Raw genomic sequence first — 13,806 nt, 5'->3', positions numbered from 1 at the left:
CATGTTCGAAGCCGCAAGGTTTGGCGATGAAATCGGCCACACCAGTGCCCTGGGCGGGTTTCTGATTGGGGCCGCGCTCGGGATTGCATTGATTGCCGCGGTCGCTATCGCGACGTTCACCTGTGGGTTTGGGGTGGCTCTTTTGGCGGGGCTTATGGCAGGCGTCGGAGGTAGCCTGCTGACTTCTTGGGGGGAGTCGATAGGCAGTAGTCATTCATCGCCCTCCGGGACCATCGTCATTGCATCGGATAATGTATTCATCAATAGCCGCAAGGCTGCCCATGTCGAGAAAAGCATTGGCGCCTGCGACAAGCATCCCGGTCCAGTACAGGTCGCCGAGGGTTCGACCAACGTCTTCATCAATGGCACTGCAGCGGCTCGAAAGGGCGACAAGATCACCTGCGGTGCAACGATTTCCAGTGGCTCGGGCAATGTTTTCATCGGAGGCGGCACCCACCGTTACTTGCCGGTAGATGACGAGATTCCTGGCTGGCTACGCACTACCGTCGATATTCTGATGGCGGTCGCTGGCGCGGCGGGCGGTATCGCTCAATTGATCAAGGCAGGAACACAGGCGGGCATGAAGGCCGTCATGCCCTGCGTGTTGAAATTCACCGCCGGATTCGTCGCCGGTGAAGTGGCCAGCCGTTACGTCGTCGGACCGGCTATCGAGCGTGCAGTCGGCGGTCTGGTCGGCAACCCTGTCGATGCCTCCACCGGCCGCAAGGTCATCCCTGACGAAACTGATTTCAGCCTCCCAGGCCTGATGCCCATCGACTGGTCACGCTTCTACGCCAGCGACCTGACCGTCGACAGTGTGCTCGGCAAGGGCTGGGTGTTGCCTTGGGAACAGAGTTTGCGCCGCAGTGGCAGCTTCGTTTACCTGACCGACAATCAAGGTCGCACGGTGCCCTTCGTAGACATCCGGCCGGGCGAGCGCATCTACAATCCGCACGAACAGGTCTATCTGGTCTGCACCGAAGGCGGTCACTACCTGCTGCAAACACTCGACAACATCTTCTTTTACTTCGGCGAAGTACCGGACGACAACGACCCTGTCCCGCTACAACGCATCGAAAATGCCCTCGGTCACTTCCTGCATTTCACCCGCACGGTCGACGGCACGCTGACCGATATCAGCGCCACCGGCGGCGTTCGTGTTCACCTGCATTACGACAACCCGCTGGGTCGCCTGACCGATGTCAAACGTGTCGTCGACAATCAGGCCGTCGAAACCCTGGTGCAGTATCGCTACGACGACAACGGCCAGCTCATCGAAGTGATCAATCGCAACAACGATTCGGTCCGACGCTTCAGCTACATCGACGGCGTCATGGCCAGTCACAGCAATGCCTTGGGCCTTACCTGCAATTACCGCTGGGAAACCATCGCTGACCAACCCCGCGTGGTGGAACACTGGACCAGTGATGGCGAGCATTTCCATTTCCGTTACGACATAGATGCCCGCACCACTTGGATCACCGATGTACTCGGGCGCGAAGCTGAACTTCATTACAACAGCGATAGCCGCGTCACCTCGAGCCGCGACTTCGGTGGCGAACACTACGTCATCGAGATTGACGACACCGGCAACATGACCGGCCTCACATTGCCCGATGGCAATACCATCAAGCTCAAGTACGACGAGTACGCTCGACTGGTCGAAGAAACTGATCCGCTCGGGCGCAAGATCAAATACCAGTACCACCACCTGACCACTCTGGTCACGCAGGTTGATTACCCTGACGGCAGCACCTGGAAAGCCCGTTACGACGCCAAGGGCAACCTCATCGCCGAAGTCGATGCGCTGGGCAACAAAACCGAATACCTCAACAGCGATGACGGTCTTCCGCACACCATCATCGACGCCACCCACAAGTCCAAATACCTGTGGTGGAACACCCTGGCCCAGGTCGAACGCTTCCAGGACTGCTCGGGTAAAAACACCCACTACCGTTTCGACGAACGCCATCACCTGATCGCCGTCACCGATGCCCTGAACCAGACCACCACTCTGGAACGCAAACCCGACGGCGAAGTGCTGCGCATCCAGCACCCGGACGGCAGCGCCGAGTCCTTCTCCTACAACGCCCTCGGCCAAGTGCTGACGCACACCGACGGCAAAGGCCAGACCACGCGCCTGCTGCGCACCGCGCGCGGCTTGCCGAGCAGCCGCCAGGACGCCAAAGGCCAGCGCATCCGCTACGAATACGACCAGGCCATTCGCCTGACCGCGCTGGTCAACGAAAACAACGCCGCCTACCAGTTTGCCTACGACACGTCCGATCGCCTGATCGAAGAAAAACGCATCGACAACCTGACCCGTCGATTCAGCTACAACATCGGCGGGCACCTTACGCGGGTTGACGAAACCGGCTACGGCGAACGCGCCGAACGGCCACAGCGCCACACCGAATTCGAGCGCGACAGCATCGGCCGACTGCTGGCCAAACTCAACGCCGATGCCCGTCAGGCTTACACCTACGACGACGGCGATCGCTTGCTGTCCATCGAACGCCTGCCCACCGCCAGCGGCAAAAAACTCGGCGTCAGCGAAGAGAAGCTCGATTTCGCCTACGATCTGCTGGGCCGCCTGATCAAAGAGACCACGCCGCAAGGCGCGTTGTCCTACGACTACGATCCGCTAAGCAACCTGACCACGCTGACCCTGCCGACCGGCCAGCATCTGAACCACCTGTATTACGGCAGCGGCCACCTGCACCAACTCAACCTCGACGGCCAGCTCATCAGCGACCTGGAGCGCGACGACCTGCACCGCGAAGTCCTGCGCACCCAAGGCCAGCTCACCAGCTGCTTCGGCTACGACGCCATGGGCCGCAAGGCCTGGCAATTCGCCTCGACCCTGCCGGCGGAAAAACTCTCGCAACTCCACAACCCCGGCATCCAGCCGGAGCTACTGGTGGAACATGCCTACAACCCAATCCACCGCCGCCACCAGTACGACCCGGCCGGCGAACTGACCCGCACCCTCGACAAACTGCGCGGCGAGATCCAGTACGACTACGAAGCCAACGGCCAACTGCACAGCCGTGACACCGGCAAGTTGGTGGACAGTGAGGAGTTCAGGTACGACGCGGCGGCGAACCGGCTGAACTTCAACACCAGTCAGTTTGATCACGTTAAGGACAACCGGCTCAAACAGTGGCGGGATCAGGAATATGCCTACGATGCGTGGGGCAACCTGATTGAAAAGCGCAGCGGGATGAGCAGGCTGCAGACGTTCAGTTATGACGGTGAGAATCGGCTGGTCAAGGCCGAGACGTTGGTCAACGGCAAGCTGGAAAGTAGCGGCGCTTATCGTTACGACAGCCTGGGACGTCGTGTGGCCAAGGTGTCAGAGGTCAACGGCGTCACCGAACGGAAGCATTTCCTCTGGCAAGGTTTGCGCATGCTGCGCGAGGAAACGCCGGGACAGAGCAGTCTCTACATTTACGAGCCGGGTAGTTATGCGCCGTTGGCGCGGGTGGATCAGGCCGAAGGCGGGGAACAGAAGCTCTACTACTTCCACACCGACCAGATTGGTACGCCGCTGGAGATGACTGACCGGGAAGGGCGGATCGTCTGGCAGGCGACGTATAAGGCGTGGGGCTCGGTAGAAAAGCTGGAAGTGAACGAGGTCGAGCAGAATCTGCGGTTTCAGGGGCAGTATTTCGACGACGAGACGGGGCTGCACTACAACACGTTTCGGTATTACGATCCGGAGGTAGGGCGGTTTGTTACGCAGGATCCGATTGGATTAGACGGTGGTAACAACCTTTATAAGTATGCGCCGAGCGCTATCGGATGGATTGATCCGTTGGGGCTTTGTTCCAAAGCCTTAAGTAACAACATGACTAAAGGTGGAACTCCGCGACCTGCAAACTCCGCTGCTCATCATATTGTTGGCGATACAGCTAAATTGGCTGCTCCTGCGAGAGCGGTTTTGGCAAAGCATGATATTCATGTCGACGATGCGGTCAATGGAGTATTTTTGCCTAACCGTAATAATGCTGATTCCGCTATGTCAGGAATATTGCATAATGGTAAACATCCAAATTCTTATTTTGAGAGTGTTAACCAACTCATTATTAGTGCAGATAAGGCCGGTGGTAAACCGATGGTCTTGAAAACCATTGATAGAATTCGTAATACATTACTTTCGAGCCCGCGCGATACGCAGTGGTCCAGATTATTTGGGTGATTTATGAAGATTTATTCGATAACGCAAGATGACAAATACAAAACTTTGATTGATGTGGATCAAGTGGACGGTTTGCAAGACTTCGCTTCAAAGCTAGCGTACGGTGATGCCAGCTTAAAGGCTGATAATAAAAAATATAGCGTTGTGTATAATAGTGATGATAAAAAAAAGTCAGCGCTTTCTGATTTTTATACGTTTTTCAGACCTATCCTAGTGGTCTCGGAAAAAGCATATGAAGAGCTTGGTTTTTTGCAGGTTTTCCCTCGCGTTAAGATATCTGGGCCACGTGAAAATGACGTGGCACTATACATTTCCGAGTTACTATTAAATGTTTTTGATTTTGAAAAATCTGATTATGATAAAGGGGGGGATGGTTATGTGGTATATAAAGCCGTATTAAAAACTCCCGACAATTACAGGGGCGAAATATTCCGAGTTTCTGAAAGCCCGCAAGTGCTATATGTCAGTCAAGTGTTCAAGGATGCAGTTGAATCAAATGGTCTTAAAGGCCTTATTTTTCGGGAAGTTGAACGGAGTGGTTGAAGAAGGCGTAATTAACCGCGCTGTCTAGGGAGCCAGCAACGCGGCAGGCCCAGTCGGGTGAACGAAATATTAGGTGATGGTGCTGCCTGGACAAATTATGAGAATATTATGAAGGAGTATAAAGGCTTTTCTGATCTGTTGGCTAATGTTGATCACTTACCCAATGTGGGGTGGTTGTTCGTCGATTATACAATAGATAGAGCGTCAAAGCACTCTGTGCGCTCCGCAGTTTTTTATGTTGCGGAAGATGATACCGAAGAGATCTTTTTCGAAAAGTCTAAACGTACATTTGTTGAGTGTCCGACTATGCTAGATATCAAAGCTATCGCTGATAAGCGAGTGATTAAGCCGGATTTAGAAACGTATTTAGAAGCGGCATTGTACTATCTTGAGAATGATGATTTTAAAGATTAGATGATCCCTGGCTCGGTGGGAATATGGCGTTTCGTGTAAGTTAATTTAGCTCTTTAAAATGTGAATTTTTTAGAGTGGTTGCTAGCCTCAGCCACTCATCTATTGCTTTACTGCGTTCAATTTTTATGGTGCTACCTTGATTGAGTGCCCCGACCATGCTTACTCAACCCATTGGCTGGCACTCTTAATCACCTGCATTACGGCAGCGGCCACCTGCACCAACTCAACCTCGACGGCCAGCTCATCAGCGACCTGGAGCGCGACGACCTGCACCGCGAAGTCTTGCGCACCCAGGGCCAGCTCACCAGTTGTTTCGGCTACGACGCCATGGGCCGCAAGGCCTGGCAATTCGCCTCGACCCTGCCGGCGGAAAAACTCTCGCAACTCCACAACCCCGGCATCCAGCCGGAGCTACTGGTGGAACATGCCTACAACCCAATCCACCGCCGCCACCAGTACGACCCGGCCGGCGAACTGACCCGCACCCTCGACAAACTGCGCGGCGAGATCCAGTACGACTACGAAGCCAACGGCCAACTGCACAGCCGTGACACCGGCAAGTTGGTGGACAGTGAGGAGTTCAGGTACGACGCGGCGGCGAACCGGCTGAACTCCAACACCAGTCAGTTTGATCACGTTAAGGACAACCGGCTCAAACAGTGGCGGGATCAGGAATATGCCTACGATGCGTGGGGCAACCTGATTGAAAAGCGCAGTGGCATGAGCAGGCTGCAGACGTTCAGTTATGACAGTGAGAATCGCCTGGTTAAGGCTGAGACGTTGGTGAATGGCAAGCTGGAAAGTAGCGGCGCTTATCGTTACGACAGCCTGGGACGTCGTGTGGCCAAGGTGTCAGAGGGCAACGGCGTCACCGAACGGAAGCATTTCCTCTGGCAAGGTTTGCGCATGCTGCGCGAGGAAACGCCGGGACAGAGCAGTCTCTACATTTACGAGCCGGGTAGTTATGCGCCGTTGGCGCGGGTGGATCAGGCCGAAGGCGGGGAACAGAAGCTCTACTACTTCCACACCGACCAGATTGGTACGCCGCTGGAGATGACGGACCGGGAAGGGCAGATCGTTTGGCAGGCGACGTACAAGGCGTGGGGCTCGCTGGAGCGGTTGGACGTCAACGAAGTCGAGCAGTATCTGCGGTTTCAGGGGCAGTATTTTGACGACGAGACGGGGCTGCACTACAACACGTTTCGGTATTACGATCCGGAGGTGGGGCGGTTTGTTACGCAGGATCCGATTGGACTGAATGGAGGGGACAACCTCTATCAATATGGTAGTAATCCGTTAGGTTGGATAGATCCATTAGGATTAGCATGTACATCACTCCACGAGCGGGTAGTTCATGATGCAAACAAGGTTGCCTCTACGGGAGGTGAAATAACAGCCAAACAGGCGCAGATATTGAAAGGGAATTTACCTGTCGTTCAACGACGCACAGTGTTTCAGAATCAGATGGCGAGAAAAGAATTTGTAGGGAGCCAGAATTACTTGATGAAGCAATGGGAGGCAAATACCGGTAGAGTTTGGCCATCGGGTGCAACACCTCATCACATCATTCCTTTGGAAAGTGGTGGAGCGAACAAGTGGTGGAACCTGATGCCGACACACGGTGCGCTACCTAATCATTCCTTGCCAGGAATCCCGGGGCCGCACGCGGCTGGCGGCGTTCTTCGGAGTACAATTCAACAAGGAAGAAAGGCTCTGCCGCCCGGAACTCTAACTGATATGAGATTTTAATATGATTGATATTGATGAAGAACTCATAAAAATTGAAAGATGTGGTTTTTTCTCGAATATGGGAGCGGGCGGGTTAAAGGATGGTGCGTTAATATATATAGGAGATGTTCGAAAGGTTTTCGTGGAACCGTCAGTTTCTGAGTTCGAGGGCTACTATGATGATGTCGAATGGCTGCCTACGCATCCAGCCCAGCCGGATCCTTTTTATAATTTATCAAAGCCACCTTCCGATCTTGTCGCTATGCGAATGAAGGTAAATAAGGCGGTAATGACAGCGACAAAAAATATTGATAAAAGTAAATTCACGTGTGCCCCGCATGATTTTAGCCTTGCGGCAAGAAATGGTGCGTGTTTCGCCTTTAGGCAATATGTGTCTGAAGAGTATTATGGCTTAGGCGAAAGGTGGGCAAAGATAGTTGACGTGTATTATAAAGGCCATTGGCCGGTTGGCTTTTGTAAAAATAAGTTGGTCGTTATTTAAGTTTTGAGAGTATAGGCTTTGATATTTTTCAGCAGTAAATATTTTTTGGTTTTATAGCGGTGTCTAATGTGTTCTTTAATAGTATGAGCAATTAAAGCGCAACGCCCTCGGTCAGGTGCTGACGCACACCGACGCCAAAGGCCAGCGCATCCGCTACGAATACGACCAGACCATTCGCCTGACCGCGCTGGTCAACGAAAACAACGCGGCCTACCAGTTTGCCTACGACGCGTCCGATCGCCTGTTCGAAGAAAAACGCATCGACAACCTGACCCGCCAGTTCAGCTACAACCTGGGCGGGCACCTGACGCGGGTTGACGAAACCGGCTACGGCGAACGCGCCGAACGACCACAACGTCAGACCGAATTTGAACGCGATTCAATCGGCTGCCAGCCATGGTGCAGGACAGATCAAGACGGGGTCTGGAAATGTCTTTACCAATAGTAAAGCTGCCGCTAGAGCTCACGTAGATACTGCCGTGTGTGACCAGCATGGCCCCGCTCCTCAAATTCCGGCGCAGGGTAGCGACTCTGTTTATATCAATGGCCAGCCTGCTGCGCGCGTTGGAGATAAAACCGTCTGTGACGGCAAGATCAGTGCAGGCTCTGGGACGTTTTTATTGGCGGGGGGACTGAGACTACGGATGCAATTGATCCAGAAGTTCCTGAGTGGTTAGAACGAGCAGTTCTTATCGTCGGTTTGGCCAGTGCTTTTGTGTTGGCAAGCCCGGTAATCGTAATCGCAGGCCTTGCCGGTGGGATTGCGGGTGGGTTGGCGGGGAACTGGGCTGGTGGTGAACTTTTTGGTCAAGGTTCAGATGGCCAGAAGCTTATGGCGTTTGGCGGGGCGTTATTGGGGGGTGGGCTTGGGGCTAAGGGTGGCAAAGCGTTTGATGCGCGGTATGAGTTTAAAGTGCAGGGAGTTGGGTCGAATTTTGGGAATGTAAAGCTTGTTCCCAAGCAGCCTAAAGCTACCTTCGGGTAAGCAACAACAGATGATTACAAAGCTACCTTCTTCGAAGCCAATCCAAGTCAAAAAGGCAAAGTCGTCGTTCATCATGCAGTAGAACAACAGGCCATGAAGCGATATCCTAACTTGGTTAATAAAGAAGAAATGCATTCGTTGGAAAATTTACGCGGAATTCCTAAAGAAAAAACTCTGATCTGCACCTAAGTTATATTCGTAAAGAGTGGAATCGATTCTATCGGGAAACTCCTTTTCCTACTAAACAACAGTTACTGGACAAGGCCTCTCAAATTGATGGTATTATAGGCAGCCAATTCAATCCGCCGATTAGAGATTAATGGAGTTTTGATGTGTTATTATATTGAGCCGGAAGTTGCAGGCGGATTAGGTGATGATACGATAATTGATGCTTCAGTTCACCCGCCAATAGTAACTAAGCTGGAGTATCAGTTCGAGGGTTGGTTGGGGGATGAGGTGTTAGAAACATTTCCGTGCTTTATTGTCACAGATGCTGTGGCCAGAGAAATTACCAGCTTAGAGCTTACTGGGTTTTCATTAGACTCTGTAAAGGTGTCCAAGTCCTCGAGCTTCGAGGAAATGGAACCCTCAATGCTGTTGCCGAATTTCTTTTGGTTGAAGGTTGAAGGTGAAGCGGGCATGTCTGATTTTGGTATTGCAAACGATTATAGGTTGGTTGTTTCTGATAGGGCAAAAGGTGCTTTAGGTAAATATCAAATCCAAAATGCTGATTTTGAAGAGTATGTTGGATAATTTACATTTTAAATTAAAAGAATTAATGCCTCATCGGCAACCGCTATACCTGATCGCCGTCACCGATGCCCTGAACCAGACCACCACTCTGGAACGCAAACCCAACGGCGAGGTGCTGCGCATCCAGCACCCGGACGGCAGCGCCGAATCCTTTACCTACAACACCCTCGGCCAAGTGCTGACGCACACCGACGGCAAAGGCCAGACCACGCGCCTGCTGCGCACCGCCCGCGGCCTGCCGAGCAGCCGCCAGGACGCCAAAGGCCAGCGCATTCGCTACGAATACGACCAGGCCATTCGCCTGACCGCGCTGGTCAACGAAAACAACGCGGCCTACCAGTTTGCCTACGACGCGTCCGATCGCCTGATCGAAGGAAAACGCATCGACAACCTGACCCGCCAGTTCAGCTACAACCTGGGCGGGCACCTGACGCTGGTTGACGAAACCGGCTACGGCGAACGCGCCGAACGACCACAACGTCAGACCGAATTTGAACGCGATTCAATCGGCTGCCAGCCATGGTGCAGGACAGATCAAGACGGGGTCTGGAAATGTCTTTACCAATAGTAAAGCTGCCGCTAGAGCTCACGTAGATACTGCCGTGTGTGACCAGCATGGCCCCGCTCCTCAAATTCTGGCGCAGGGTAGCGACTCTGTTTATATCAATGGCCAGCCTGCTGCGCGCGTTGGAGATAAAACCGTCTGTGACGGCAAGATCAGTGCAGGCTCTGGGACGTTTTTATTGGCGGGGGGACTGAGACTACGGATGCAATTGATCCAGAAGTTCCTGAGTGGTTAGAGCGAGCAGTTCTTATCGTCGGTTTGGCCAGTGCTTTTGTGTTGGCAAGCCCGGTAATCGGTTGGTGGTGAATTGTTTGGTGAGGGTGGAGATGGCCAAAAAATCTCAGCTTTCGTTGGTGGTTTTATCGGTGGCGGACTCGGTGCTAAACGAGGAATTGCTTTCGATAGAAAATATAAGATAACAAGTCAAGGTTTTGGGTCAAATCTCGGGAATATAAAAGTCACACCCAAAACCGCGAGCGACAAACCTTCGGCTTGGTCAAATACAAAATATAACCGAGGGAAGTTTCGGAAAAACGTCCGACGCACTGTTTGGGAAGATGCTCAAACCAAAAGCCATGATGGTGTGGTTAGGGATCCACTGGTGCAGAAGCCGATGAAATTCGATGAGCCATGGGATATGGGGCACAAGCCCGGATTTGAGCATTGGAAACATGTACGCAGTGCAGAGGCGAGAGGTATTAGTAGAAAACAATTTTTGGATGAGTATAATGACGTTAAGCACTACCGTCCGGAGTTGCCATCCTCTAATAGAGGCCACAAAGGCGAACTTGAAACTGATGATTATTTTGGATATTAAATGAAAATTCCACCTAGTCCACACCGCAAGGCGGTAGCAAATCACACTTTAAAAATGTTTCAAGGCGCGCCGGTTGTTCATGCTTATTATGATGAGGCAAAGGTTCGTTCGTTTTCAATACTGACAACGAATGACTCAGTTGAAGACGGCATTAAGTCAATTGGGACGATAGGCCTCTCGGAAGTGCCGTTAGCAGGTGATGATGGTCAAGAATTTATTACTCGTATTGAACTTTGTTCGGCGGCGCCTATAAGTGTTGATTTGTGGGATAACATTGTTGTGTCAGCGGCCTTTTATATTGAGCAAAGACGTAGGGCTGTAATTCCTGGCGATATTTTGGAAAACATTGTTGGTGATTATTATCCAGATACAAAAATGCCTAATTTATATTTTTCCATTCCATTTCTATGGAATGACGGGCACTTTGAAGAGCTCTTGGTTTCTAGTTTGAGAGTAAATTGGTTGCAATGTTTTGCTATTCACGAATCGGAAAAAGAATTCGTTAAAATGCATGGGTATGAAGCATTTGAAGACCTTATGTCTGACCAGGAAATCGACATTTTTGATAGCGAGCGAGCGGCGGCTATATTCAACTAGAATAATTTTTTATTTATTTATAATGGTGGTGGGCCTAAGGCCGGTATGACAAGTCCTGCGCACCCAGGGCCAGCTCACCAGTTGTTTCGGCTACGACGCCATGGGCCGCAAGGCCTGGCAATTCGCCTCGACCCTGCCGGCGGAAAAACTCTCGCAACTCCACAACCCTGGCATCCAGCCCGAGTTGCTGGTGGAACACGCGTACAACCCGATCCACCGCCGCCACCAGTACGACCCGGCCGGCGAACTGACCCGCACCCTCGACAAGTTGCGCGGCGAGATCAAGTACGACTACGACTACGAAGCCAACGGCCAACTGCACAGCCTTGACACCGGCAAGTTGGTGGACAGTGAGGAGTTCAGGTACGACGCGGCGGCGAACCGGCTGAACTTCAACACCAGTCAGTTTGATCACGTTAAGGACAACCGGCTCAAACAGTGGCGGGATCAGGAATATGCCTACGATGCGTGGGGCAACCTGATTGAAAAGCGCAGCGGGATGAGCAGGCTGCAGACGTTCAGTTATGACGGTGAGAATCGCCTGGTTAAGGCTGAGACGTTGGTGAATGGCAAGCTGGAAAGTAGCGGCGCTTATCGTTACGACAGCCTGGGACGTCGTGTGGCCAAGGTGTCAGCGGTCAACGGTGTCAACGAACAGAAGAACTTTCTGTGGCAAGGCTTGCGTATGTTGCGCGAGGAAACACCGGGGCAGAGCAGCCTCTACATCTACGAGCCGGGTAGTTATGCGCCGTTGGCGCGGGTGGATCAGGCGGAAGGAGGGGAGCAGAAGCTCTACTATTTCCACACTGATCAGATTGGTACGCCGCTGGAGATGACTGACCGGGAAGGGCAGATCGTCTGGCAGGCGACACACAAGGCTAACCATCTGGGTATTCACGTTGAGCTCCTGAGTCCCGCACTCAAGGAGTGGGAAGCGGACCACCGAATTTTCTCGATCGATCACGATGGCTGCAGTTCTTTTCCAGTTTACGCGTTCCCATCGCAAGGCGGCGCCAGCCCGATTCCCGGCCTTAGAGATGTATTATCTGTTCTCTGTCCCATGAAAGATGGTTGGGGAGTTTCATTCTGGTTTATCTCTCCCAATGGATGGCTTGGAGGCAAGCGCCCACAAGACCTCCTTTCCACCGAGCCAAGCCGCGGGTTTCGGCTGCACACGAAGAAGCTAGCGGTGTCATGCATGGCTAGGTCCGCGAGGGCCTCGCCATAGGAAGTCACGTAGCCCAGCGGTATCCAGTCGCCGGAAGCCCAAGAACTAAATTTCTATGACGGTAAACTCTTCGCAGTGCTATCTGGATCGCACGGTGAAAACGTGGGAACTGAAATTCAGAAACGGTAACGTCGATCCCAGTTTTGAATTTTACATGCTGAAAATTTCGAGAATTAGTTCGGTGCACTGCTGCGGATTGGCTCAGGACCGAAGCGAAGTAATTTTCCGAAATGGGGAATAAATTCCCCGTTTCGCATAATCAGTTCCTCGGATTTCGGAGCATTACTTCTGAGTACTGTCAACTAGAGTACCCTGAAGTAAAAGTTCGAAAGACTGTGTGCTACTCGTCGGGCAAGGTAATGTTGATAATGTGATTTCTATAGATGCTCGGCAGCTTTTCGAGTACGAGTTCTTTTCCAAGCATATCAGCGTCTCGAATTGCGTCCGCGAGCAGTTCGATCGTGACTAATTGCAGAGCAGGCATGGATAGTGGGGCATAGCTGAGATGCCACGGTTCTGGATACATTCCTCCCTTGAAATATTTGTATGGCCGGAAAAAACCAAATGCCGCAATGTTTGCATCGAGCCAGTGATGCAAATCAGAGAATATACCTCCCGGAGCAGTCTCCTCGGGCAAGAGCTTTGGCACGTAGTCGGGAGGCATTGCCAAGCCGTCAACCACATCGATTTCAGTGCCCCATTGATGCCGGCTTCCTCCAGGCAACGCGGACCAATTTAGGATGCAGCTGATGATCTCGGAGGGTGAAAGCGAGCTGTAGTCGCGCGCGTGACCTTCCAAATCGTAAAGCGGTTTCCCTCCACTAAACTTTCCATTCCAAATCCGCAGCTGCGTTCTGAAATCACGAAAGCTGCTGTAAGGCAGGAGATCAATACCTGAGCGCCGGGCATCTGCTCGCATGTCCAAGAATGCCGTAGCTGCTTCTTGTTGAGCTGCGAATCTGGGTTCGGAAAGCTGGACGATGTGCGTCCGTGCACGCCCCGTCAGTTCCAATTCATTGAGCATGATCTTCAACGCCTTCAATGGAAGCCCTGATCCTCGGTTGAGGCTTGGGAACTATGGAGTCTATATCACCGGATCAAAGTGAGCCTATGTGCAGCAGGGATTAAGGCATCACCGTCGAAAATCCGATTGAGATCAGGCCCACTTGCCCACGTGCCAGGTTGTTGTCTCGATTAGCAGCTCCAAGCTCTCGAAGCACTAAAGGGTAATGCTGACGTAAAACGTGAAATCGAATTCGAATCGAAACTGCGTGACTTGCTTTCCAAGTACGGTTTCAGCTTGAAAGACGTGGTCAACTTGCTTGACCCACAAGCTGGTCGTCGCGCACTGTCAGTTCCTGGCTGACCAAGTGAGTTTGGTTTGAGTACAAAAGGGCCCTTCGAGGGCCCTTTTTGTTCGCGAAGACTGGCGGACATAGTCATCAATCTAGGCTTCAGTCAAAGCCTCTGATG

General features: G+C 52.3%; 10 protein-coding genes and 5 pseudogenes. 14 read left to right on the top strand and 1 reads right to left on the bottom strand.

All coding sequences use genetic code 11. The features are described from left to right. Position 1: 1 nt before the first annotated feature. The 13 genes and pseudogenes from ACA052_RS14860 to ACA052_RS14800 form a co-directional block, all read left to right on the top strand. Positions 2-4,201, top strand: coding sequence for an RHS repeat-associated core domain-containing protein (locus ACA052_RS14860; RefSeq protein WP_497645551.1), 4,200 nt, complete (start codon positions 2-4; stop codon positions 4,199-4,201). 3 nt (positions 4,202-4,204) lie between these two features. Beyond that, positions 4,205-4,744, top strand: coding sequence for a hypothetical protein (locus ACA052_RS14855; protein ID WP_497645550.1), 540 nt, complete (start codon positions 4,205-4,207; stop codon positions 4,742-4,744). Between the two features lie 57 nt (positions 4,745-4,801). Continuing rightward, positions 4,802-5,158 carry a hypothetical protein gene (locus ACA052_RS14850; protein WP_497645549.1) on the top strand — a complete coding sequence of 119 codons (357 nt, stop codon included), beginning with the start codon at positions 4,802-4,804 and terminating at the stop codon, positions 5,156-5,158. 140 nt (positions 5,159-5,298) lie between these two features. Next, positions 5,299-6,907: pseudogene (locus ACA052_RS14845) on the top strand (RHS repeat-associated core domain-containing protein). Between the two features lies 1 nt (position 6,908). Continuing rightward, positions 6,909-7,388, top strand: coding sequence for a hypothetical protein (locus tag ACA052_RS14840; RefSeq protein WP_497645548.1), 480 nt, complete (start codon positions 6,909-6,911; stop codon positions 7,386-7,388). Between the two features lie 88 nt (positions 7,389-7,476). Beyond that, a pseudogene (locus ACA052_RS14835) lies at positions 7,477-7,776 on the top strand (RHS repeat domain-containing protein); the annotation flags it as partial. After that, entirely contained in the window at positions 7,703-8,065 is a 363-nt protein-coding gene (locus ACA052_RS14830; protein ID WP_497645547.1) for a PAAR domain-containing protein, read from the top strand. The pseudogene ACA052_RS14835 and the gene ACA052_RS14830, both read left to right, overlap by 74 nt. A 638-nt stretch (positions 8,066-8,703) precedes the next feature. Continuing rightward, complete coding sequence (locus tag ACA052_RS14825; protein WP_497645546.1) at positions 8,704-9,126, top strand: hypothetical protein; 423 nt, start codon at positions 8,704-8,706, stop codon at positions 9,124-9,126. Positions 9,127-9,172: 46 nt separating this feature from the next. Beyond that, a pseudogene (locus tag ACA052_RS14820) lies at positions 9,173-9,637 on the top strand (type IV secretion protein Rhs); the annotation flags it as partial. Further along, the gene (locus ACA052_RS14815) at positions 9,564-9,926 is read left to right on the top strand and encodes a PAAR domain-containing protein (RefSeq protein WP_497645545.1); all 363 of its coding nucleotides are present in this window, start codon (positions 9,564-9,566) and stop codon (positions 9,924-9,926) included. The pseudogene ACA052_RS14820 and the gene ACA052_RS14815, both read left to right, overlap by 74 nt. 72 nt (positions 9,927-9,998) lie before the next feature. After that, positions 9,999-10,508 (top strand): HNH/ENDO VII family nuclease, encoded by a 510-nt coding sequence (locus ACA052_RS14810; RefSeq protein WP_497645544.1) that lies wholly within the window; start codon positions 9,999-10,001, stop codon positions 10,506-10,508. Further along, complete coding sequence (locus tag ACA052_RS14805; protein ID WP_497645543.1) at positions 10,509-11,105, top strand: suppressor of fused domain protein; 597 nt, start codon at positions 10,509-10,511, stop codon at positions 11,103-11,105. It begins immediately after the preceding gene. Positions 11,106-11,154: 49 nt separating this feature from the next. Further along, a pseudogene (locus tag ACA052_RS14800) lies at positions 11,155-12,333 on the top strand (RHS repeat domain-containing protein); the annotation flags it as partial. A gap of 340 nt (positions 12,334-12,673) precedes the next feature. Here ACA052_RS14800 and ACA052_RS14795 read toward each other — a convergent pair. Then, the gene (locus tag ACA052_RS14795) at positions 12,674-13,357 is read right to left on the bottom strand and encodes a M15 family metallopeptidase (protein WP_497645542.1); all 684 of its coding nucleotides are present in this window, start codon (positions 13,355-13,357) and stop codon (positions 12,674-12,676) included. A 174-nt stretch (positions 13,358-13,531) separates the two neighbouring features. Here ACA052_RS14795 and ACA052_RS14790 point away from each other — a divergent pair. Further along, positions 13,532-13,681 (top strand): annotated as a pseudogene (locus tag ACA052_RS14790) (transcriptional regulator); the annotation flags it as partial. Between the last annotated feature and the right edge of the window lie 125 nt (positions 13,682-13,806).

The sequence above is a fragment of the Pseudomonas sp. LBUM1644 genome (assembly GCF_059716195.1).
The sequence above is the reverse complement of the archived record's forward strand: the minus strand, read 5'-3'. Positions and strand labels throughout refer to the sequence as shown.

Excerpts from the sequence above, each read along its gene's own strand:
- ACA052_RS14860 (WP_497645551.1), top strand. The coding sequence starts at position 2 with ATGTTCGAAGCCGCAAGGTTTGGCGATGAAATCGGCCACACCAGTGCC.
- ACA052_RS14855 (WP_497645550.1), top strand. The coding sequence starts at position 4,205 with ATGAAGATTTATTCGATAACGCAAGATGACAAATACAAAACTTTGATT.
- ACA052_RS14840 (WP_497645548.1), top strand. The coding sequence starts at position 6,909 with ATGATTGATATTGATGAAGAACTCATAAAAATTGAAAGATGTGGTTTT.
- ACA052_RS14825 (WP_497645546.1), top strand. The coding sequence starts at position 8,704 with ATGTGTTATTATATTGAGCCGGAAGTTGCAGGCGGATTAGGTGATGAT.
- ACA052_RS14805 (WP_497645543.1), top strand. The coding sequence starts at position 10,509 with ATGAAAATTCCACCTAGTCCACACCGCAAGGCGGTAGCAAATCACACT.
- ACA052_RS14795 (WP_497645542.1), bottom strand. The coding sequence starts at position 13,357 with ATGCTCAATGAATTGGAACTGACGGGGCGTGCACGGACGCACATCGTC.